The sequence below is a fragment of the Pantoea sp. SGAir0183 genome (assembly GCF_043545505.1).
Genome location: NZ_CP028053.1, coordinates 2,648,602 through 2,672,173 on the forward strand (window position 1 = coordinate 2,648,602; position 23,572 = coordinate 2,672,173).

The window sequence follows — 23,572 nt, forward strand, 5'->3', positions numbered from 1 at the left end:
ACATAACGGACTCAGGTATTCTTTAATGTCCGCTTGGTGCCAAGAGCGGACATTGCAGAAGCTATGTCTCGCGAGGTCAAATATCAAAAAGCGTATTGTCTGCTGTCATTAACTTTTATGCCTTTTTTGACCTCATGTTTTTTAACGTTTTATATGCCTTACCAACGAAGTATCATCCTGATAAATTTATTCTTTTCTTGCTGCGTGAACTTTGGATTAAACTCACAATCAAGAAACTCGCCCTCATCATCTCCAAACTCGTTCTCAAACCCGCAGACGATAAATTTATTGCTAAAGTGTTCAAAAAGATAAACATGATAGCTAATGAAGAAGTTTGTAAAGTTAATGTTATAAAAACATTCAGACAAACGACCAGATTCCGAGTGACTCGCTCGGTTTGAAGTACCATCTACATTATCAAATACGCGTTCTAGATATTACAATGCGCTTCGTTCAATTTTTTCAACCTCGGTTTTCGTAAGATCATCTCGACATTTAAAAGCACAAAACAAATAATAGTTAGGATTGGCAGAACTATATGATCGACTTGAAAGGTCACCCATGGTCAAACCTACCTTAGCAAATCCGCTGTCTTTAATATCAGCTCCAAGGTATAACCATTTTGTTAATGACTCGAAATTTTTTTATCTCTTTCATGAAGCCACTCCATCTTATAATCTGCATTTGGTTCAAGTTCTAAACCATATTCAACCTTTTGTTTTTTCATATTTCCCTCTGAAAAATTGATCTAGAATCGGTATCAATAGGTGGTAAAATAGCTTGAGACTGAGATTTTCAAGACTACCCGGCTAGTTACGATGCAACAGAACGACATCGACTGCAATTCAATTTTGAAAATAACCGGTCTGGCTGAAGGCTAGTTGGTCAGATCCGTTGATTAACACGCGGAAATATTAGTAATGCCCCTTGGTGGTGAGAACAACAATTTCGTACTTCCGCTTCTCGCTCAAAGCGGACCTTCAGCACCGACCGTCCGCCTTGTGCCACAAGCGGACGTTTAGAAATGGACTTTGCTTAGCCATGCAACAAATCCGTATAAGACTGAATCCTGTTCCGCCTGTTAATCCTTAAAAAAGGAAACGATGATTTCCATTATTTGTTGCAGAATCACCGTCTTCTGCCGATAGTGATAATAGTGGATGCGGAGAAGCCGGATATGCCAACACCAGGGCAGAACGATCCGGTTTCCCTGCGGTGCATTAATAATGCTGGCTACCACGTTGAACAGGCGACTGCCAGGCGGTTTTTTTATGTTCTTTTCTGTTGTTCGGTGAAATGCCCACTCTGCGGAAATGAAACGTTATCTCGTGCCTCCCTGTCGCTGAAGCGGCTTTGTACAAACTGAACATCAGGTTGTTCTACAAAATTTTGTTGCGCTTCATATGGTATTTCACCTGGTATTCACTGGGATTCATGTACATGACCGAAAAATCAAGATATTCCCCTTCAGTTGAAAGCGCCAGAGACGTAAGCTGCAGCAGTAGCGCGCCCTTTTTAAGATTCAAATGATAAGCATACGGCTCTGTAGCCAGCGCAGGCGCAAAGGTTTCGATACAGTAGTCAATCACGATGCCGCACTGGTTCTCTATGTAGTCAAATTTTGAACCGCGCATGTAGTGTAAAGAAAGCGTGGGATACAGCCGAACTGGCATATAACTGTCTTCCACCATATACGGTTTGCCGTCTATATAGCGGATGCGCTGAAAAAAATACACCTGGTCGTTCGTCTTGATGCGTAGCTGGCGCGCGATGGCCGGTGGTGCCAGCCTGATGCAAAACTGCACGACTTCATTCCTCAGCTCTCTTTTAATTTCCTTCATATGCTCGGCAAAACTGTTTAGCGCGTAGGTATCGTGCTGCAAATCCTTTTGGACTATATATGTTCCGCTGCCGTGCCTGCGTTCGAGCATGCCTTCTTCAACCAGAATAGTGATCGCTTTACGCAGCGTACTGCGCGAAACACCGGTTTCCTGCGCCAGTACCTGCTCACCGGGCAGCGCATCACCCTGCTTAAACTCATCTGAGTTGATGCGCTCACGTAGCCTCTGTGCTGTCAGCCTAAAAATCACTTTTATACCTCTTGTATGATCGAGGTTGTTAAAACCCGGAAAAGAAAGGACAAAATAAATAACTGATTAAAAATACTATTTTTTTACACAATGATAAATAGCCCAGTAAATCTATACAACTTACACATTTAAAAGACATCTCATCAGCAGTTTTTTTTAGAGCTTGCTCTCAAAATTTCTATCTGACCTGCGCCTTTAAAAAGCCGGGGATTACCTTTCCGTCGGGACATACATTCGCCATCCCCCTTACCCAACGCGATAAAGACGCGAAGGAAAACTTCAATTCAGCCAGTCGCTTGCGGCGGCATCAGATGTTTTGGCGCTATTAATGAGATTGCAAAATGAACACGTTAATCAAGAAAACGGCAACATTACGTATGGGTTGGTTATCTGCGGCGCTGATGGCGGCATTACTGAGCCAGCAGGCAATTGCATCGGAAACGGAGAAGACAATGCCAAAAAACACAGCGGCTCAATCAGTTCCGGGTGAGAATAAATGGTGGAAAGAGGCAGTGGTTTACCAGGTTTACCCACGTTCATTTAACGATACCAATGGCGATGGCATCGGCGATCTGAATGGCATTACCGAAAAACTTGATTACCTGAAAACGCTGGGCGTTAACGTTATCTGGCTGAGTCCACATTTTGATTCACCCAATGCCGATAACGGCTATGACATTCGTGACTACAGAAAGGTCATGAAAGAGTTCGGCACGATGGCAGACTTCGATCGCATGATGGCAGAAATGAAAAAACGTCATATGCGGCTGATTATCGATCTGGTGGTCAATCATACGAGTGATGAGAATCAGTGGTTTGTGGAAAGCCGCAAATCCAAAGACAACCCGTACCGTGATTTTTATATCTGGCGCGACGGTCACAATGGCAAAGAGCCAAATAACTATCCGTCATTCTTTGGTGGTTCGGCCTGGAAACTGGATCCGCAAACCGGCCAGTACTATCTGCACTATTTTGCCAGCAAACAGCCGGATCTTAACTGGGATAACCCGAAGGTGCGGGCTGATGTGTATGACATCATGCGCTTCTGGCTGGATAAAGGCGTATCAGGCTTTCGCATGGACGTCATTCCTTTTATTTCCAAGCAGCCAGGGCTTCCGGATCTGCCTCCCGCTGCGCTGGCTCACCCTGAGTTCGTTTTTGCTAACGGACCTTACGTCCATCAGTATCTGCAGGAAATGAACCGGGAAGTCCTCTCACATTATGACACGATGACCGTAGGCGAGGCGTTTGGAGTGACACCAGAACAGGCGAAGACATTCACCGATCCGCAGCGCCATGAACTGAACATGCTGTTTAATTTTGATTTGGTGAGACTGGACCGTGATGGCTGGCGTAAAACCGACTGGACCCTGCCGCAGCTTAAAGCAACCTATACCAAAATTGACAATGCAGCAGGTGATGATGGCTGGAACACAAGTTTCCTGAGTAACCACGATAATCCGCGTGCCGTATCGCACTTCGGTGACGACGGTCCACTTTGGCGTGAAGCCTCTGCAAAGGCGCTGGCGACCATGATGATGACGCAACGCGCCACACCGTTTATCTATCAGGGTGATGAGCTCGGAATGACTAATTACCCGTTCAGGCGCATTGAGGACTATGAAGATGTTGAAGTACGGGGCCAGTGGAAAGATTTTGTTGTCAGCGGGAAAGTTTCAGCTCAGGAATATCTGCAAAACGTCAGGCAAACCAGCCGTGACAACGCACGTACACCCATGCAATGGAACAGCCAGGCTAATGGGGGATTTACAACCGGTAAGCCATGGCTGGCGGTCAATCCTGACTATGTGCAGATCAATGCCGCATCTCAGGAACACAATCCCGACTCGGTCTATAACTATTACCGGCACCTTATCGCTCTGCGCAGCCAAACGCCGGCGCTGATATATGGCAAATTTAAGGATATCGATCCAGCAAACGATAAGGTGTTCGCCTATACGCGAACACAAGATGACCAACGCTATCTTGTTGTAATCAACTTCACTAAACAACAACTGAAATATTCACTTCCAGAGGGGATAAAAATCAACAGGCTCGCATTAGACAGTGGTTCCGCCCATCCGGCTAAAGAGGGTGCAACCCAACTGGCTCTGCAACCATGGCAGGCTTCCATTTACAGACTCTAAACTACAGCCGAATGACGCCGCCGGTCATGCATCGGCGGTTTGCTCTTCACCACGATTTCCTTCTCCCTCATAGCGGACACTGGTTGATACGGATGTCCGCTTTGTGCCGGAAGCGGACATGGCAAACATCCCACCGTAATCAACCGGGAGCAGGTCAATAGTGAGAGAGCTACATATACATTGATATCCTTCATTGCATTACACCGATACTTACAGTTCTGCCAGCAGTGATTTTAAGCGGTTGAGCCAGGCCTCGGTATCGTTCAGCAATGCACAACTGAGATTTTCAATGGTCATGTGTTGTGCCATTGAGGCGCGGCGCAGCAGGCTATAGGCATCGTCCTCGTCCAGACTGAGCGCATCCATAACCCGCAGTTGTGCGGAAAACAGAAACTTACGTGCCCGAAGTCGCTCTTCCTGCCGCCGGAGTTGCGCGTCGAGTTGGTTGATATGCGAGGCATTGTTAAGCGCCAGGGTAAACGCGGTCATCACGCCATCAAAGCGCACCGGTTTACGCATGTAGCTGTCGATCTTCTGTTCGGCAATCCACTGTAAGCGCGAGGGCGTTTCAACGGCGGTAAGCGCAATCTTAGGTAACGCGGGCCAGGGGAGCGGGTTTGTGGGGTGAAACAGGGTTGAGTTATCGCCGTCGAACACCAGTAACTGCCGATCGGCAAGTTGATGCTCGTCCGGAAACACGGCACAGAACAGGCCCTCAATCCCTATGCGGCTGAACTGCTGTGCCAGATGATGGTTATCGCGGTCGGAACAGCCGATCACACACACTTTTAATCCGCGTAACTGTACGTTTTTTCGGCTCATGCGCCACCTCCGCGCGGCATGAGGCTCGCAAGATCCACCCTGGCCAGCCAGGGATCGGGTTTCACAGCGGCATCTGCCTGCCAGAAACTCTCCAGCCTGCCGTTGTGACATCGTGCCAGATGCGGGGTCAACCAGCAGTGATTGTTGTCGGCGTCGAGGCGGATCCGCCCGGCTGGCGAATCCATTTCATCCTGCAATACCGCATTGCGCACACCTTCAACATCCCCGTTACCATGGCGCGCAATGGCTCTCGCCAGCAAATGTCCGGCCAGCCAGGCACTCTCGCTGTCCACTGACGGCGAAACATGCTCCCCAAAGCGCTGATGATAGCTGCTCAGAAAGCGCCGGTTGGCGGCGCTGTCAATCGACTGAAACCAGCTTGCAGAAACCAGGTATCCCTCTAACGCCTCTGCGCCAATTAACTGAACTTCCGGTTCACACAGCGTCAGACTGAGCTTCAGCACCTCGTTTAACCACGGTTGCTGCTGGCAGGCCTGGTGCCAGGCGCGGTAAAAACTGTAGGCACTTTTGCCGACCATGGTATTGAGGAGGACTGTCGGGCGGCAGGCGATAATATCCGCGATTAACGTCTCCACATTTTCGTCACCCATGGGCAGTAATTTACTCTGCAGCACGCTGCCGCCCGCAGGGATCACGGCTTCACGGGTGATGCGATCCATCTCCCATGACCAGACATAGTTAGAACCGATGTGATAGATCTCCGCCGCCTGCTGCTGTAACAGCCAACTGAGCATCGGCAGAATGTGCTGGTTGGGGGAGGCACCAAGGTAAATCACGCTATTGCTGCTCTCAAAGCCCTCATAGCGTGCAGAGTGCCACAGTAGCGCGTTGGCGCCTTCGATCAACGGCAGAATGGTCTTCCGCGCTGCAGACGTATAGCAGCCAATCACATGACGCACACCATGGCGATAGAGTAAGTCGTGGCAATAGTCGTAATAGAGGTCCAGCGATCCCTGCGGATCGCGGATCACGGGCGCAAGGGTAAATTGATGGGCAGGATTGGCGTTTATCTCCTCAATCGCCAGCAGAATGCCGTTGAGCATCTCGCGCCCGATAACCGCATAATCGCCTGAAACTGAATAGAGAATACCGACCGGAATAACTCGTTTAGGCAGCGGTTGAGTGGCAGTCATCATAGCTCCTGAATCAACGCGGCCCGCAGGCCGCGTCTGTGGCTCATCGTGGTGGCTGAGCAATCAGCGCAGTGTAGTAATGCGGCTGACGCATCAGCACCAGGTCTTTACGCCTTACCACATGGCCGGGATAAGGGGTTCCGGCTGAACCCGTAGAGATAGCCAGCACCGCCAGCCCTTTCGCACCGATCGCTTTCGCTTCCTTACGCGGAAAAGAAAAGGTTTCCGGACCAAATATCCCACTCAGGCCAAAGCTTTCGCCTTCCGCAGCGGGCCAGTTGGCAAAAGCCAGCCAGACATTATTCTCCCCCGCACGGACGCGCGGCAGTAGCCAGTGGTGAGGATCGGCGCCGCGCGGAATCGGCCAGACATGCGGTATCGCCGTGCCCGCATGCGCCATTGGCACAGGGGAATAAAGCTGCGCCGGGCAGGCAATGATGTCGCAGCCTTCCAGCGCCAGAATCCGGGCGGCTTCCGGCACCAGCAGATCTTCACCCAGCAAAATACCAACGCGTCCGCAGGGCAGATCGCACGTCACCCACTGATTGCCTGCGCAGGCCCAGTGCCGATCCTGTTCGCTCAAATGAATCTGGCGATAGTGCGCGTTGACCCCTTCACTGCTCACCAGCACCGCGCTGTTATAGCATCGATTGCCTTCCCGCTCGGCGAACCCTGCGAGCAGCGCGATATTCAGTTCCATCGCCAGCGCGATCAGCGCCTGTACAGGCGCATCCTCCCGCGTCAGTGCAAAGCGGCTACCGTCACTACCGGTCAGCGCGCGCTCCGGCAGGACCAGCAGTTCCACGCCATCTGATTTCGCCTGTTCGGCCCAGTGCCGAATCTGTGCCAGATTGGCATTCACCTCGTTTTGCGGGCGAAACTGCGCCACCGCGATACGGGATACTTTGCCGTCGGGCAGGGGATCACGCCCATACAGGCCAAAAAAGTCCATTGGATTCCAGTGGTAAGTATTGATCATCAAACGCTGATAGAGTTCAGGCCGCCGCTTATTTAGCTGCGAATTTTTCTCAGGAAGGGGTAACTCAACGCTGAGTATCCGATCGCCACTGTCACAACTGGCCAGCACATTCCCCAGACTATCCACAATGCAACTGCCGCCGCTGAACTGTACGCCCCGCTCCCATCCCCAGCGGTTGCTTTCAATCAGCGCACAGCCATTCTCCCAGGCACGGGTGAGCCAGTAAGGCGCGGGCGTACGTTCAGCCAGCCAGTTACTGATGTGGCAGATAATCTGCGCGCCCGCCAGCGCGGCCAGCCTGGCGGTTTCAATAAAGTGAATATCCATACAGATCAATAGCGCGATATTGCCGATCTCAGTGTGAAAGACCTGATGTCCGCCATCACCGTTAGCCGCCCATTTCGGTTCCGAAATATAGGGGTGCGTTTTACGGTGGACGCCAATCACGCCCTGCGGCCCGACAAGAATAGCGCTGTTAAAGTAGAGATCAGTTACCCTGTCTCGCTCCGGCATGCCAAAGACCAAAAAGCAGTTAAACTCACGCGCAATCGCAGCAAATGCCTGGCTGGTAGGGCCGTCCGCCGTTTCTACATAGGGGGCGACTTCCGCGCGATCCAGCCAGCAGTAGCCGGTGGTGGCCATTTCCGGCATCACAATTAAGCGCGCGCCATCACGCGCGGCCTGGGTTGCTAATGCCAGCAGGCGAGCAACGTTTTCCTCTTTTCTGAACTGCGTGGGTTCAAACTGGATGGTGGCAACACTGATGCGCATTATTCTGCCTCCTTGCTCAGTAACGGATTAAAAACCGGTTTCGGCCCCTGGTAAGCATCGGCGGGTTTCCAGCGAGTTTGCATATCCTTCGGGAAGGTTTTGAAGTAATAGCTGCCGCGGGTCGCCATGCTGATAGCCACATGCAGCACAGGACCAACCAGCATGGCAATAAACGAGGCGTACACCATGGGATACAGGCCCAGCACGCCTGCCGCCCCTGTCGCCACCGCGACGCACAACGCAATGACGCCTGACGGATTCCACATACGCAGATACTCTTTGCGAAATTCCACGAAATCGGAAGGCGCAAGGTGCAGCACTTTGCGACAGATAAAGTAATCTGCAAGGATAATAAATACCCAGGTGTTGGTGAGAATGCCGGTAATAGACAGGAAAGTGCCGGTATACTGCAAAATGTTGCAGATATAGAACACTACGCCGAGCAACCAGACCAGCAACATCCACCACTGACGTCCCGGGCGATAGTTAAAGGCCATATCCATGGTGTTCGACAGGGCAATCGAACCAGAGTAAAGATTGAGCACGTTAATGCGAATCTGGGTAATCACCGCAAATAACACACCTGTCAGACCAATAACCAGCGGGAAGACAAAGCCCGGATCCAGCGCCAGCGACCAGACATCTTCGCCCTGAATATGTGGCATCAGGGTATAAGCCATAAATGCGCCAAACAGCATGACCACGACAATCGGGATCAGCATCCCCAGCATGATCGTTGCGGTGCCTTTATGCGTGATCCCCGGACGGGCAAAACGACCATAATCGGTTGCCATCAATCCCTGAAAAACAATTTGCCCGTTGGCCATGTTCATGACCAGCCACAATGCATGACTGTCGACTTCCCCTTTGGGTTGCCAGCCGCTGAAACTGACCGCCTGATAGTGGTGTGTTAATTGCCAGATACAAAAGCCAAACAGCGCAATGAAAATGGGAACACCCCAGGTTTGCAGAAATTGCATTGATGACATGCCTTTCCAGACAAACCAGATGGCGGCCAGCCCCATCAGCGCAAAGATGGCGATACCGGTAATGGAGTTGACCGGCACGCCCGCATAGTTGGCGATGGCGTGAGAAACAATGGTGCCTTCAAACAGAAAATAGAAGATGAAGTTGACGGCGTAAATCAGCGAGGTGAAGGCTGAGCCCATATAGCCAAACCCCAGCCCGCGCGTCATCAGATTGAGTGAGAGCCCCTCTTTACTCGCCATCTTCATAATGCACGAGCCAATCAGGGTGGCGAACACTACCATATAACCAATCGGAAGCAGCAACATTGGCCAACCGACCTGATAGCTCATGTCCGCGCCAAGGCTGAACCAGAACATCGCGGTAGAGTTGCCCAGCAACACCAGAATAATAGCCGGGATGGGCCAGCGATAGTGCGATGGTACACGGCCTACCGCGTAATCCTCAACGGCCTCTGCTTCGGTAATATCCTGCGGCCCCTGAAACCATGCTTTCAACTTATTCATAGATTTACTCCAAAAAAAAGCCCCGCCGACAGCATTGCCGGTAGGGCTTCTTCGCCTGAAATCAATGTAGTGGAGTGGCTGCTCGCCACAAGCCGCTTGCCAGGCTACAGTGCCTGTTCCTGTACGGCAGGATGCGGTAACAGTTAGAAAGCAATTAATGCGCCAACTGTTAAATAAACGGAGGAAGGCGGTATTCAGGCCCGGTGGCGGGAGTAAAGCGCATGATGTCAGTGCAGCACGCACCACGGTGATACATATGAGCTGAGCGTTTTTTATGAACCGTCTTGATTAACGCACGATGAGACTTGAGGCAACTGTCATTGCAACGCAATTGCTTAGTCGACGGATACTGGCCTGATCCCTGCTGGTTCATCCAGAATGCCACCAGCAATATCACCAGACCGCGCAAACAAAACATTGCAGGGCAGAAATGTCACGTCAGGTTCAGTGATTAAGTCGGTTCCCGAGCTCGTCAATGACCTTCTCCCCCTCTTCTTTGGTAAAAGCCCCCTGCTGTGGGTCCGGCAGGAGGTCCAGAACCGCCTCTGACGGACGACAGAGTTTTGTACCAAGAGGCGTTACGACCACCGGACGGTTAATGAGGATAGGATGATCCAGCATAGCATTCAGCAGTTCATCATCGCTGAACCGGTCCTCTGCCAGCCCCAACTGCTCGTACGGTTCCGTATTCTTGCGCAGCAGGTCGCGCACGCTGATCCCCATATCCGCAATCAGCTTTTTCAGTTCGTCGCGCGCTGGCGGCGTTTCAAGATAACAAAATCACTGATGGTTCTGCGCCGCTATTACGTATAAGCGCCAGGGTGTTACGCGAGGTTCCACAAGCGGGGTTATGGTAAATCGTAATGTCAGTCATAAGTAATGCTCCCTTAACGTGCTGGATGAATACAGTACCCGTTATGATTTAAATAGACAGACGCAGGGCCAATACAGCAAGCGTGACAAAAAGCACCGGCAGAATCATCAGGATGCCTGTGCGAAAGTAATAGCCCCAGCTGACAGTGATGTTTTTCTGCGCCAGTACGTGCAGCCACAGCAAGGTCGCAAGGCTGCCTGTTGGGGTGATTTTCGGGCCAAGATCGCAGCCAATGATGTTGGCGTAAATCATCGCCGCCTTTACCGCGCCCTGAGCCGTACTCCCCTCAATGGACAGGGCACCGACCAGAACGGTAGGCATGTTGTTCATCGCTGATGACAGAAAGGCGGTCAAAAAACCAGTGCCGAGCGTGGCCACCCAGACGCCCTGCTCTGCAAAACGGTTCAGGAGGGCTGAAAGGTAATCCGTCAGCCCGGCGTTGCGCAGGCCATACACAACGAGATACATACCCAACGAGAAGATGACGATCTGCCAGGGTGCGCCTTTCAGCACTTTACGCGTGTCAATTACGTGCCCTTTCCGGGCAACAAGCCACAGAATAAATGCCGCCACTGCTGCCACTACACTGACCGGAACGCCGATAGGCTCAAGGGCAAAAAAGCCGGTCAGCAGCAGGAGCAGGACCAGCCATCCGGCTTTAAACGTTCGCATGTCACGAATGGCTTCCTGCGGTGCCTTCAGTTTCACCAGGTCATAAGTGACTGGAAGATCTTTACGGAAAAAGAGGTGAAGCATAACCAGGGTAGCCGCCACGGACACAATATTTACCGGCACCATGACAGACGCATATTCGCTGAACCCCAGCTTAAAAAAGTCCGCCGTCACGATGTTAACCAGGTTCGATACGATGAGCGGCAGGCTGGATGTGTCAGCGATAAAGCCTGCCGCCATCACAAACGCCAGCGTGGCACCGGGGCTGAAGCCCAGCGCCACCAGCATGGCGATGACAACAGGCGTCAGAATAAGTGCCGCCCCGTCATTGGCAAACAGGGCCGCCACTGTCGCACCCAGCAAAATAATATACGTGAACAGCAACCTGCCTTTACCGCCTCCCCAGCGGGCAATGTGCAGTGCAGCCCATTCAAAAAAACCAGATTCATCAAGCAGCAGGCTAATGATAATCACCGCGATAAACGTGGCCGTGGCGTTCCAGACAATCTGCCAGACAACCGGAATATCATCGATATGCACCATGCCGGTCAGCAGTGCCAGCGCCGCCCCGATAACCGCACTCCAGCCAATACTGAGTCTCTTTGGCTGCCAGATAACTAGCACCAGCGTCAGGACGAATACAGCGCCTGCCAGAATCATACTTTCTCCTTTGGATATAAAACCTGTAAACCGAACGCAAGATAATCCAGCAAAAAAATATGAAAAATCATATGTGTTTGGATAAATTTTTTAAATGCAGACAGGCTTGCCGTTGGTGGTCGCGTTATTCCTTTCAGCCTGCCGGGTGAGTTGCAGAATGTCATCGCGCTGACACAGGTAAGCCTGCTCAATCACCGCGGCAGCCCAGGCGGGCATGTGTGGTGATAACCGATAATGAATCCACTTGCCGTCACGTCTGTCCATAAGCAGGCCGGCGTCTCTGAGTAAAGCCAGATGCCGGGAAATTTTTGGCTGACTTTCTTTCAGCATGGACGTGAGTTCACAGACGCAAAGCTCTCCTTTTTCGCGCAACAGCAACACCAGACGGAGTCGTGTTTCGTCAGAGAGATTTTTGAAAAGCTGTAGAGGCTGAAATTGAGGCATGATGACTCCTGAGTCCGGCAGTAAAGCCATTCTCACTGTCTGCAATCTGTGAGTCAATTATATATTCGTTAATTCAGATATGTTAATCCGGCAATGGCGCATCTTGTGACAACTCGTTTACAGTATGCCTGCACAGGTAAACCAGAAGGATGCAATCCATTTCTGAGCACGCATGTCCGCTTTCTGCTCCTGACGGACACTGGTCTGTGCGTGCGTCTCCTCCGGCCAGAAGCGGAAGTACAGCAAATTCTTCAATTACTAAAAATGGTATGTTCAGGCAGCTTACTGTCAGGGGGATTTAAATGAATTTAAGAGTCAATCAGGAAACATTACAGCTTGAAAGTGAAGAGAAAATTTTTGATGTGACCTTATTTCAGGTAAAGGATGCAACAGCGTGTATTCTTTTTGCTGCAGGACTTGGCGGCAGCCCGCTACGGCACATCGGGCTCATAAAGACATTTGCCCGTCACGGCATATGTGTTGTAGCACCGCATTTCGAACGAGTGACCTCGCCCTTTCCGACTAAAGCCGAATTAACAGAACGCCTCCAGCGGCTTGACTTAACGGCTGAGAAATTCTGCACGCATTATGTTTCAGTTTCAGGCGTTGGTCATTCGCTTGGGACAACGATTTTACTTATTCATGCCGGCGCTACAGCATGGACAATTGCAAGAGAACCCGTTTCGTTTGACGGCCAAAAAATCCTGAACCGACTTGTTCTTTTGACACCACCCGCCGATTTTTTTCCAACACATAAGTCATTAGCCGCCATACATGTTCCGCTTCAGATTTGGGCGGGTGATAAGGACTTCATCACCCCACCTTCGCAGGCCACATTTCTTCATCAGTCATTGAGTATCCACACATCCTCTGAATTGCATATTGCTGAGAATGCCGGTCACTTTACCTTCATGGATGAGCTCCCCCCGCAGGTAACTGAGCCTCATCCTTCGCGAAACGATTTTCTTCTGCGCCTGGGAGAAACAGTATCTCAGTTCATTTTATTGCCCGGGACTAAATGATGTCTGATGTTTTTGTAATGGAGGTCCGCTTCTCGCTCATAGCGGACTACGCCCAGTTACCCTCATGAGCGCTTCAGTCGGTAAAGTGTCAACTCAACCTGAGTCAGGAATTCAGCGCAGCACGCGGGCCTCCGTCACAAAAAGCCGTTCCCGTCTTCAGGACGCCATAACACCAGTGAACCAGTTTTCGCATCAGTGCACCAATGGCCACCATCTTGGGTTTTCCCCGCAGGCACATTTCCTCGTAAATGTTACGCATACGTTTGTTATGAATCTTTCCGCACAGAGCTGACATGTAAAGTTTGGCTCTCAGCTGAGGCGGGCCGATTTTAGACATGCGTGGACGTCCCCGGACCGAGGTACCGGAACGCTTCTCGACAGGCACCACGCCCAGAAAAGCCGCCGCCTGGTCTGCTGATTCAAAGTGATGGCTGCGGAGCACAACCAGCATGTGCATCCCCAGTTGGGGCCCGACAGATTTAATAGACGTAAGCAGCGCATAATCTCGTTTAAGGTCAGGACTGGCCTTAATATGCGCCTTTATCTGCCGTTCGATATTTTTTACCTCTTCGCGTAACAGTTGAGCCATCCTGATGCATGAACTGATGACGTCTGCAGGCGTGTCGGTAGACTGATATTTTTCAAGCCTGTTTTCCTCCCGCACGGCGTCAGCGAGTATTACATCCCGCCGACGCAGAAGTGCGCTGAGATGCCTGATATCCGCTGCGGGCGGCTCCCAGCGGTGCGGTTTTTTCAGCAGCGCGTAACAGGCGAGCATATACGCATCCACTTTGTCCGTTTTGGTCATAATCCCCATGCCACGGGCAAACTCCCGGCTGCGGTGAGGGTTGGCCAGAGACAAATAAAAATCCGCATCGTGCAGGGCAGTGGCCAGCCGCTCGTGATAGACACCGGTGGCCTCCATCACCACATGAACATCTTCCGGTCCACAGTGCTGAAGTCTCAGCCAGCGGCTGATGTTCTCAACCGCACTGCGATCATTTTTTATATTACGTGTCTTAACGCGGCCTTTGATGCCGTCATAAAGCATGCAGAGGTCAAGCGTGTCTTTGCTGACGTCAATACCGATTGGAAACATGATATCTCTCCTCTCACATAGACCGTCACGCCTGTTCGCCTTGTACATACGGAGTCGTGCTCCCGGTAACCGTTCAACCTGAAGTGCTGGCGTGAAAGGTGAAGTGGAGGGCCATGTGCTGCTAAGCAGGATCGGTATTTAAAACCGTCCCCAGCTACCGTGTTAAGTTCCGCATCCGTCGCTGAAAGTTATGATGACCCCCCCCTAAGCGTCAGCAGCAAGCTGCCAACGCCAAGTCCCCGGAAATCACGCCCTTCACGTCGCAGACGCCGTGAAGCCCGCTCACCGGGGTTAAAAGGGGTTACCTCAGTTTCTTCATTGCTGCAAGCCCGCAGGGCTATTCAGGGAAAGGTAGGGTATAGCACGATTTATACGTCTCTAACCGGCTACGCCGGGCGTACGGCGCCGTTCAGCTTCTGCGCCATCTTTTACTTCATCTGGCGCCTTCATGCCGCTGAAGCGGCATTCTGAATACGGGTCTCACTACAGCGGTTAATTCAGATTAAAACTTCCGATTTGTGCCATAAGCGGGAGCAGCTGACAACAATCTGTGTTGCCTACGGAGAGAAAAAGGAGGGGGGTCAGGTTCAGGGAGATGGCTGAAAGATAAACATCTTTAGATATATGGCCCGGAAAGGGCCACTATTAAATTATTTCTTAAACATAAATGTCTATCAAGTTGGCGCTGGTGTTATTGATTTTATTCTCAGGCCCGGATTGGCTGTCTTTATCCTTTTTCTCAGCTTTCTCTGCCTGCTTTCTCTGCAACTGGGCCATTTCAGCCGCCAGACTTTGTATCTGCTTCTGGATCATCCTTGCCATTTCTTTTTTCTGTTCAGGAGTAATACCGTCTTCTGAAGGGATTTTGGCCAGCTTCTCTGTCAGTTTCTGAATCTGTTTAGCTATTTGCGCTATTTGCGATGAGAGGTCCTGACCAGAGTTGTCTGAAGCCCCTATGCCAGTATTGGTGGTGGTTTGAATTGAGACAGACATACAGTCCTCCTTTGTCCTTGTTAAACCTCATTTGTTATCGGCATTGCGTCGTGAAACTTTAACGTAACGTTACTATTCGGTACCCCGCCAAGTGTATTTGCTTTGAATTTACTTCTGGTTACGCAGAATGAAATGATAAAGCCATCGTCTTCTTTCGGCACAGCTAGTAAGCTGTCTCTCTTCTGACCTGCGCATCAACTGGCAACTGAGACAGTTTCTCTGGTGACTGGACCGGATAGATAAAGAGGCCGTTACACTGGTTACAGAATCGACATATGTCGGTTTAATGGGTGACATTGTTGGCATGGGCTGTGTTGTGCTGATTGACAGTCGACTGCGTAAAAATAATATTCACTGGCTTAAGGAAACTTCAAATGTCCTCTATAGCCAGAAGCGGACACAGGAAAGCCCGCACTTCATAAGTTTTGAGAGTGGATCAGGGAACGCTGAAGAAAATATTCATGCTAAAAATCAGACAGCAAAAAAGTTCGTATACCGGTTAGGCCTGCAGGAAGAATGCCGGGACGACTCAGTTTTCGGATTTACTCAGTTTACTGATATGTATACCAAGCCAGGTCAGTTCATCATTAGAAATAACAACGCTTAAGTTAGTGCGGATATAGTCACGTACTGACTCTGCTATCTCCATTGATTTTGGGTGAAACCTGACTAATTCATGATAAAAATCATCGGTTTCCTGCTGTTCAGTCCTGCCATTCAGCACGCGCTCGGCAAAGTACCGTAAATGGGTAATAAAGCGAGCATAGTGAGTAGAATCAACGTCTATATTTTTATTGAGTTTGTAGCGGACGATTTCGGCGACCCTGTTTACCAGTTCGACCTGCTTGTGCGCATTAGTTTCATCACTTTGCGAACGCGCATTAATGAGATGGAAAGCAATGTGTACCGCCTCATCCTCTGGAAGATTTACAGAAAACTTATCAGACACCATATCCCTTGCGAGTTCACCTATCCGGTATTCTTTTTTGTAGTAACGCTTTACTTCCCATGTGAGCCTGTTTGCTATGTTGGTATTTGTCTTACAACGCTCCAGGGCATAAGAGAGATGTTCTGCAAGTGTAAACAGAAGCACAGAGTTAAGCTTTTCGCTGTAATAACTTTGAGCAATTTTAACGATCTCGTGGGTGATTTCAAAAAGCGCCGCAGGGATCGTGTCCGTCAAGGCCAGATAGTGCTTTGACCTCAGTGTCTGTAAAGGGATAAATACCTGTTCTACGTCCTCCAGATTGACCGTAGTGCCCGGTCTGGTACTGAAGCCCAACCCCTTACCAAACAGTATTATTTCCCTGCCATCACTTTCAACGAGCAACATACTGTTATTGAGAGACTTTTTAACTTTCATCATTTATCCCTGCGGCTTTTGAGTATCAGCTTAAATCCATTCCGTTTGTCTTTATAACCTTCGAATACCAGTAGAAAGAATCTTTACGTAGCCGGTTCAGTGTTCCATGGCCTTCATCATCCTGATCCACATAGATAAATCCATAGCGCTTGGTCATTTGTGACGTTCCTGCACTGATGATATCTATGGTTCCCCAGCTTGTGTAACCCATCAACTCCACACCTTCCTTTACCGCCTCAAGCATATGTTCGAAATGGGCGCGGAAATAGTCAATACGGTAGTCATCATGAATGCGGCCATCGACAACGGTGTCTTTTGCTCCGAATCCATTCTCAACAATAAAAAGAGGGATTTGGTAACGGTCATACAGCTCCAGCAGGGAAATTTTGAGTCCTACAGGGTCAATTTGCCATCCCCATTCTGACGCGGGCAGGTACGGGTTTTTCACACCCATAATCGTGTTTCCTGCCGTCCGTTCAGCGTCCGGTTGCACACTTTCGGTAATGGACATGTAATAACTGAAAGAAAGAAAATCGACCGTGTTGTGACGTAAAATATCCAGGTCGTCCGGCTGCATGTCAATGCTGATCCCGCGCAGTTCAAGATCCCGTTTGATCAGGGGCGGATACTCTCCCTTTACCTGAACGTCAGCGTAAAAATAGTTCTCGAGATTTTTTTTCAGCGTGGCTTCAACGTCGTCAGGATGGCAGGTAGAAGGATAAGTGGTGAGCTTTGTCAGCATGCATCCGACCTGGCTTCCCGGGATCTTTTCATGGCAGTCACGCGTGGCCAGAGCGGATGCTACAAACTGATGATGAAGAGCCTGATATATATCCTGCTTACTCTTTCCGGGCAGGCTTTTTTCTTCGCGTATACCGGCCGTAGTAAAAGGATGACGGTGAATACTGTCTATCTCATTAAAGGTCAGCCAGTAACGCACCAGGTCTTTATAACGGTCAAAGCACACGTTGCAGTAACGAAGGAAGGCATGAATGACGTTCCGGTGCACCCAGCCGTTATATTTCTCACTCAGCACCAGAGGCATTTCATAGTGCGACAGCGTGACCAGCGGTTCAATGTCGTGTCTGCGCATCTCTGTGAACAGATTTTCATAAAACTTCAGACCTGCTTCATTTGGCTCATCGTCTTCTCCGGTCGGGAAAATTCTCGTCCAGGCTATAGAGATGCGCAGGACTTTGATCCCCATTTCAGCCATAAGCGCCAGGTCCTCCCTGTAGCGGTGATAAAAATCGACCCCACGGCGCTTTGGATAATTGTTATCGTGCCTGCCGTTCAGAGCATCGCTGACGTTTTCATCCGACACGGCACTATGTCCTGCATAATCACTCGTACTCAGATGAGCCTTGTACGCTACAGCATCTGCAACAGATGGCCCTTTACCATCCACATTCCAGGCGCCTTCAGCCTGGTTAGCTGCAATAGCCGCACCCCATAAAAAGTTGTCGGGAAGAATTGACTGAGACATAATCATTAAACCTCTTTTAACTTCAGAACCGTTGACTGATGTGAAATATCAGGCGTTAAGGGCTTCATCCTGATTTTAAACTGGTCACTGTTTGTAACGACCATCACCACGACAGGGTCGAAACCCGCCTTCATGATGTCATTAATATCGAATTGAATAAGAAGATCCCCCGTTTTTACCCGCTGCCCAGAAGTGACCTGAGGGGAAAAACCCGCACCGTTCATTTTTATCGTGTCAATGCCGATGTGAAAAATAAGTTCTGCCCCTTCATCAGTTTTCATGCTTGCGGCATGGCCACTTTCAAAAAGGTGTTCAATGACACCATCTGCCGGCGCGTATAAGGCCCCGAGATCCGGGATTACCGCGATACCTTCTCCCATGATTTTTGCAGAGAACACGCTGTCATTGACGTCTTCAATGGGAATAATCTTCCCCTGAGCAGGGCTGGTAAATGAATGTTCTCTCGCCGCAACCGGCGGGACACTCTCGCTCACTGACTGATGCTCAGTGATTGCCGCAGCTGACGCTCTGACTGGTTTTTTTTCTTTCCAGAAAAACAGTGTTGAAATAAAAGCAATGCTGAATGACATTGCTGCGCCTGTGAATGCGTACATCAGGCTGGTCGGGTTTTCTGGTGAAGCAAAAATTGAAATGCTGGCAAGGCTGGGGGCGACTATGGCATAGGCTGAAACCATCATCATGCCCATAAAGCACCCTCCGGTGGCCGCGCCGAGTATCACTGAAATAAGCACAGGCCTGTTGAGCAGCGTAATGCCGTAAAGTGCGGGCTCAGTAATGCCAAACAGAGCCGAAATCCCGGAGGTCATGGCTGTGCCTTTAAACATCTTATCTTTAGCCTTCAGTGAAACGGCCAGACATGCGCCTGCTTCAGCAATGTTGTGCGCCAGCGAGGCAGGGTTATAGAGGGATTCTTTCCCTGACTGACTCATCGACATAATGGCGTAGGGTAAAAACGGTTTGTGCATACCGGCAGCAACAATAAACGGAAGACCGCCGGCCAGTAAGCCCGTGGCGATAAATCCAAATTTGTTGTGCATCCACAGTATGCCCTGTGTGAGCAGGGAGCCTGCCTCGAATCCCAGGGGCCCCAGAACAAGCAGGGTTACAGGAACGGTCGTCACCAGTGAAAGCATGGGTGATAAAAATCCACGTAATGCGCTGGGCGTATATCGGTTGAAAAGGGATTCAGTCCTGGCATAAAAAAGTACACAGAGTATTGCGGGAAAAACCTGGGCGGCATAGGAGACATTTGTAATGTCGAGCGTCAGAAACGTTGTGCCCTGCTTCGATAGGGTCGTGAAAGCGGGCAGCAGCAGTACAGAAACAGCGGTTAATGCAACCAGCACATTAACTTTCAGTTTATTTGCCGTGGTAACGGCGATCAGTAAGGGCAAAAAATAGATGGGGGCAGTACCTATGCAGTCCAGCACTTTATAGGTTGGCGTGTCTTTATGAAGCCACCCGCACATATCCATGACAATCAGTAATGATTTCAGTACGCCACCACCCGCTATGGCCGGAATGAGTGGCTGAAATATACTGATGACAAAATCAATGAGCCGTGCACTCCACTTTTGCCTGACTGCGCGCTCCGGATTATCACGCACAGCAGATGGCATCAATGTCTTAATGGCATCACACACCTTTACCACGTCTTTACCAATGACAATCTGGCACTGAACATTGAGCACCACTCCGATTACGCCCGGAATGCTCCTGAGCCTTTCAACCTGAACTTTAGCGTTGTCATAAAGACTCAGCCGGAGCCTCGTAGAACAATGCTCAATATTTTCAACATTATCCGCCCCGCCGACCAGGGCAAGTATATTACGGCCAGTATTAATGTGATCCATCGCAACCCCTTCCCCAAAAAAAAAGACCTGAAGCCCCTCTTACGAGGAGCTTCAGGTCTTGCCTGCATTACCAGTAACACGCCTGTGTGTCGTTCAGCTCATCAATAGCGCATTGGGGAACAACAGGCAATCAAAATGAGCCTTGTGACTGACAAAACGTGATGTACACGACATCTTTTACTCCTTCGGAGCAAGCTGTCTTTATCCGGTGAATGAGCATATTTTCATAATGTAACCTACACCCTGATCGGTGATTTGAATTGCCACTGTCCGCTTTGTGCTGTGAGTTCAACCGAGGGATGCAACACACTGATTGAACCGCTCTGCGGGTGATTCATAGTCTGACGTTTTTCTCGGCCTTTCGTTGAGCTGTCTGGCAACACTGTTAAGTCTTTGCTGGCTGTGAACCGATAAGTTAGTTCCTTTTGGAAAATATTGTCTGAGCAATCTATTCGTATTTTCATTTGAGCCACGTTGCCAGGGAGATTGAGGATCGCAGAAGTAAACCTGAATTGATCTGCCCCCTAAGAATTGATACACCATCAGTCAGTAATGTCGGTTGGTTTTTCTTGATATTTCCCGTTTCGCCAGTCCGCTGGAAATTCAGACAGCAGAACTACAGTATCGTCATAATTCGACGTCCGCTTATCGCTCAAAGCGGACACTGTCTGATGAAGACCAGAAACTTGTTTCATAAACCAACACTGACGAGACTTACTGCAGGATTTTTACGTCGTACCGCGCCAGTCAGCAGCGCGGTACTCCGATCAGAAATGCTTCCAGCCTTCGTCCCTGTTCGTTACGCCAGTGCCTGTTTCCGGCGTACTGAATTTCTGCCCTACGGGTTCATAAGCCGCATTAACAGAAGACCTAATGACCTGATTACCCAGACTGAAAACGGATACGGCCTGGAGAAGCCGTTCGGCCTGATCTTTAAGGCTCGCAGACGCTGAGGCAGATTCCTCGACCAGCGAGGCATTCTGTTGCGTGGTGCTGTCCATCTCCGTTACCGCAATGCCTACCTGTTCAATACCACGGGCCTGTTCGGCGCTTGAGGAGGTGATTTCCTCCACGGTGTCAGTCAGCTTTCCGACCGCAGAGAGGATGCCTGACATTGTTTCAGAAGCGTGTAACACCAGTTTGTTACCTTCTTCGACGCTGTGCGCATTTGCCTCAATAAGCTGACGTATTTCACCGGCAGCTGTTGCGCTGCGCTGCGCCAGAGACCTGACCTCACTGGCCACCACGGCAAAACCCCGGCCGTGTTCACCCGCCCTTGCTGCCTCAACCGCGGCGTTGAGCGCAAGGATATTCGTCTGGAATGCGATTCCGTCAATCACGGCAGTAATCTCGGCAATACGGCCGGAGCTTTCGCTGATGGATTTCATGGTGCCGGTAATGGCCGTGGTGGCATCGCTGCCTTTATTTGCAACATCCCGAACGCTTACTGCAAGCTGGCCTGCCTGACGGGCATTATCTGCGTTATTCTTCACCGTCACGCCGAGCTGCGTCATGGTTGCTGATGTTTGTTCAAGGGCGCTGGCCTGCTCCTCGGTACGCTGTGACAGGTCTGAGTTACCCTGGGCAATCTGGGTACTGGCGGATGCCACACTTTCTGCATTGCTTCTCACGAGGCTGACCGTGTTAATCAGCGAGGCCTGCATGTCACTGATGGCAGACAGCAGTATGCCCGTTTCGTCTTTACGGTCTGCACTGACGCTACCAGTCAGGTCACCGCGGGCCACCCGGCGGGCGGCCTCAACGGCCACACTGAGCGGCCGCGTGATACTCCGGGTGATAACCCAAGCGGATATCGCGGCCAGTAACAGCGCAACCAAACCGGCAACAACCAGCATCATCAGTGCACCAGAACGGTCGGCGCGAGCCTGCGCAGCGGCAGAGCTCATTCGGGTCTCCTGGAAGGTCTGCATCTCTTTCAGCGACGCCATAAAGTCTCCCTGAGTCTGGTAACGGGGGCCAAACAGGAGTTGGGTGGCATCATCGCTTTTTCCCTGTTGGGCAAGTGCCACAACCTCATCAATGAAAGGCAGAAAAAGTTCTGCACGGGCTTTGAGCCGGATAAAGATTTCGTTTCCCTGGGGGGTGTTCACCTACGTGCCGATAAGGCTGATTAACCTGTCAACCTCGCGTCTTTCGTCGCGGTAATCGCTTATAGCTTTTTCCCTTTTTGGAGCGTCTTTAAGGAGAATCGCATTACGCGCAAGCCGGCTCATGTCTGATGTGTAGTAACGGATTGACAGAGAAGTGGAGGCTTTGGTGTAAAGACTCCCTGATATGTCATCGTTGGCATTCCCGAGAGCGTTAATTTTTATGATGCCGATGAGCACCATAAACATGACAAGGAGAGCCATAAAGCCGAAGGTGATACCGAGACGAACTCCGATTCTTATGTTATTCATATTTATTCCTAGGTTAGGGCGTCAGCATTAATGCATGGCGCTGACGAAAAAGACTTCCACTGAGGGGAAGATGAGCAATGTGTACGGAGCCGCATAATTTGTTTGCGGTATATGTTTTATCGGCAATTTTCAAAAAAAGGTTCATGAAGCAAGGTGCAGATCAGATGAGAGCATCAAGGAAGGAATCCACTCATTGAGAAGGGTAAGCACGGGGTTGTGCAGTACAATATAAGCCTTCTGAAGAAGGATATTTCCAAAAGAATAAAACAGGCCGCTCAGATCCAACCCTCAATTTATTGGGGGCAAGTTCCGCGTTCCCGGAAATGAATTACCTGAGGAGAGAAGCCTCATTTTTGGCGATGAGCTCTAAATTTCTGGCCGTTGATCGGATATCCTGAATGTCCGCAGATCGCTCATGGCGGATTTAAGCTCCATGTCAGTCCGCTCTTTACCAGAAGCGAATGTCAACAACCTCACGTTCTCGCTAATTAACACGCTACAACCGACTGGCGTCCCAGGCCTTCATCGCGAAGGTTACCGCAACATTCAGTTCCTCGTCTGTTGCCCCATCACATGCTTCGGTTGACAGACCTGCCCGGCGTCCATCCGGTGCTGTGCACTCTCTCAGAACTCAGCACCGGGCGGCGGGTAAAAGACCAGCCAGCCTGTATCCTTCAATGAGTTCATCAAAAAGCTGAATAGTGTTTCGACTTCTGGCCATCAGCTGCGCGCCGGCGATGGCAGAAAAAATCGCACCGGCACGGATTCTGCTGTCTTCTGACGATGTAATCCCCGCTTCCAGAAGCTGTGTTTCCAGCCAGTCGATGTTGACGTCCGCAAACTTTTGCACCTCAAGCTTGACCGGTTCTGGCAAGTCATCGTACTCAGCCGACATAAAACTTCCCATACAGAGCCGGTTACCACTTTCCAGCGAACGGCGAAATATCTGCGGATAGCGGCCCAGGCTGTTTATCGCATCGCCCTCCGTTTCCCGTAATGCCGCCAGGTCTCGTGCCGTGTCCTCCCAGTAACGCTGGGCCACTGCCGTGCCCAGTTCAGCCTTACTGGGAAAATGATAATAAATACTGGCTGCTTTAATCCCCACCTCGTCGGCCAGTCCACGAATATTTAATCCTGTATAACCATGCGCCTGTGCCGCCAGCCTGGCGGCGTTGAGGATCTCGTCGCGTGATGTTTTGCTCATTGCCC

General features: G+C 50.4%; 15 protein-coding genes and 3 pseudogenes. 2 read left to right on the forward strand and 16 right to left on the reverse strand.

Features of this window, described 5'->3' with window-relative positions; all coding sequences use genetic code 11:
- Positions 1 to 1,379 precede the first annotated feature (1,379 nt).
- Entirely contained in the window at positions 1,380 to 2,090 is a 711-nt protein-coding gene (locus C1N59_RS12300; RefSeq protein ID WP_394549621.1) for a GntR family transcriptional regulator, read from the reverse strand.
- Positions 2,091 to 2,431: 341 nt separating this feature from the next.
- Between C1N59_RS12300 and C1N59_RS12305 the strand changes: the two genes are divergently transcribed.
- The gene (locus C1N59_RS12305) at positions 2,432 to 4,237 is read left to right on the forward strand and encodes a glycoside hydrolase family 13 protein (protein WP_394549622.1); all 1,806 of its coding nucleotides are present in this window, start codon (positions 2,432 to 2,434) and stop codon (positions 4,235 to 4,237) included.
- 210 nt (positions 4,238 to 4,447) lie between these two features.
- Here C1N59_RS12305 and C1N59_RS12310 read toward each other — a convergent pair whose 3' ends face one another.
- The 7 genes and pseudogenes from C1N59_RS12310 to C1N59_RS12340 all read right to left on the reverse strand — a co-directional run bounded on the left by C1N59_RS12310 (position 4,448) and on the right by C1N59_RS12340 (position 12,106).
- Entirely contained in the window at positions 4,448 to 5,059 is a 612-nt protein-coding gene (locus tag C1N59_RS12310; protein ID WP_375097295.1) for an ANTAR domain-containing response regulator, read from the reverse strand.
- Entirely contained in the window at positions 5,056 to 6,216 is a 1,161-nt protein-coding gene (locus tag C1N59_RS12315; RefSeq protein ID WP_259018990.1) for a transporter substrate-binding domain-containing protein, read from the reverse strand. The genes C1N59_RS12310 and C1N59_RS12315 overlap by 4 nt, the downstream gene beginning before the upstream one ends.
- A 40-nt stretch (positions 6,217 to 6,256) precedes the next feature.
- The gene (locus C1N59_RS12320; RefSeq protein ID WP_394549625.1) at positions 6,257 to 7,963 is read right to left on the reverse strand and encodes a nitrilase-related carbon-nitrogen hydrolase; all 1,707 of its coding nucleotides are present in this window, start codon (positions 7,961 to 7,963) and stop codon (positions 6,257 to 6,259) included.
- Positions 7,963 to 9,456 (reverse strand): purine-cytosine permease family protein, encoded by a 1,494-nt coding sequence (locus C1N59_RS12325; protein ID WP_394549626.1) that lies wholly within the window; start codon positions 9,454 to 9,456, stop codon positions 7,963 to 7,965. The genes C1N59_RS12320 and C1N59_RS12325 overlap by 1 nt, the downstream gene beginning before the upstream one ends.
- Before the next feature lie 444 nt (positions 9,457 to 9,900).
- Positions 9,901 to 10,330: pseudogene (arsC, locus tag C1N59_RS12330) on the reverse strand (glutaredoxin-dependent arsenate reductase).
- A 48-nt stretch (positions 10,331 to 10,378) separates the two neighbouring features.
- Positions 10,379 to 11,662, reverse strand: coding sequence for an arsenic transporter (locus tag C1N59_RS12335; RefSeq protein WP_394549627.1), 1,284 nt, complete (start codon positions 11,660 to 11,662; stop codon positions 10,379 to 10,381).
- Positions 11,663 to 11,752: 90 nt separating this feature from the next.
- Positions 11,753 to 12,106 carry a metalloregulator ArsR/SmtB family transcription factor gene (locus tag C1N59_RS12340; RefSeq protein ID WP_394549628.1) on the reverse strand — a complete coding sequence of 118 codons (354 nt, stop codon included), beginning with the start codon at positions 12,104 to 12,106 and terminating at the stop codon, positions 11,753 to 11,755.
- Positions 12,107 to 12,408: 302 nt separating this feature from the next.
- On the opposite strand from C1N59_RS12340, the gene C1N59_RS12345 reads away from it, so the two are divergent.
- On the forward strand, positions 12,409 to 13,128 hold the full coding sequence (locus tag C1N59_RS12345) for an alpha/beta hydrolase (protein WP_375097289.1): 720 nt from the start codon (positions 12,409 to 12,411) through the stop codon (positions 13,126 to 13,128).
- A gap of 103 nt (positions 13,129 to 13,231) precedes the next feature.
- Here C1N59_RS12345 and C1N59_RS12350 read toward each other — a convergent pair whose 3' ends face one another.
- The 8 genes and pseudogenes from C1N59_RS12350 to C1N59_RS12385 form a co-directional block, all read right to left on the reverse strand.
- A complete protein-coding gene (locus C1N59_RS12350; RefSeq protein ID WP_394549629.1) occupies positions 13,232 to 14,227 on the reverse strand; it encodes an IS110 family transposase in 996 nt (331 codons plus the stop codon).
- Positions 14,228 to 14,884: 657 nt separating this feature from the next.
- Complete coding sequence (locus tag C1N59_RS12355) at positions 14,885 to 15,220, reverse strand: FlxA-like family protein (protein WP_394549630.1); 336 nt, start codon at positions 15,218 to 15,220, stop codon at positions 14,885 to 14,887.
- Between the two features lie 529 nt (positions 15,221 to 15,749).
- Complete coding sequence (locus tag C1N59_RS12360) at positions 15,750 to 16,583, reverse strand: PRD domain-containing protein (RefSeq protein ID WP_081011375.1); 834 nt, start codon at positions 16,581 to 16,583, stop codon at positions 15,750 to 15,752.
- Positions 16,584 to 16,608: 25 nt separating this feature from the next.
- Positions 16,609 to 18,069: a glycoside hydrolase family 1 protein gene (locus C1N59_RS12365; RefSeq protein WP_394549632.1), complete on the reverse strand. Its 1,461-nt coding sequence runs from the start codon at positions 18,067 to 18,069 to the stop codon at positions 16,609 to 16,611.
- Positions 18,070 to 18,074: 5 nt separating this feature from the next.
- The gene (locus tag C1N59_RS12370; RefSeq protein ID WP_054634114.1) at positions 18,075 to 19,943 is read right to left on the reverse strand and encodes a glucose PTS transporter subunit IIA; all 1,869 of its coding nucleotides are present in this window, start codon (positions 19,941 to 19,943) and stop codon (positions 18,075 to 18,077) included.
- A 288-nt stretch (positions 19,944 to 20,231) separates the two neighbouring features.
- Positions 20,232 to 20,456, reverse strand: a pseudogene (locus tag C1N59_RS12375) (IS30 family transposase); the annotation flags it as partial.
- Between the two features lie 254 nt (positions 20,457 to 20,710).
- Positions 20,711 to 22,363 (reverse strand): annotated as a pseudogene (locus tag C1N59_RS12380) (methyl-accepting chemotaxis protein).
- 631 nt (positions 22,364 to 22,994) lie between these two features.
- A complete protein-coding gene (locus C1N59_RS12385; protein ID WP_054634115.1) occupies positions 22,995 to 23,567 on the reverse strand; it encodes a TetR/AcrR family transcriptional regulator in 573 nt (190 codons plus the stop codon).
- Positions 23,568 to 23,572: the final 5 nt, after the last annotated feature.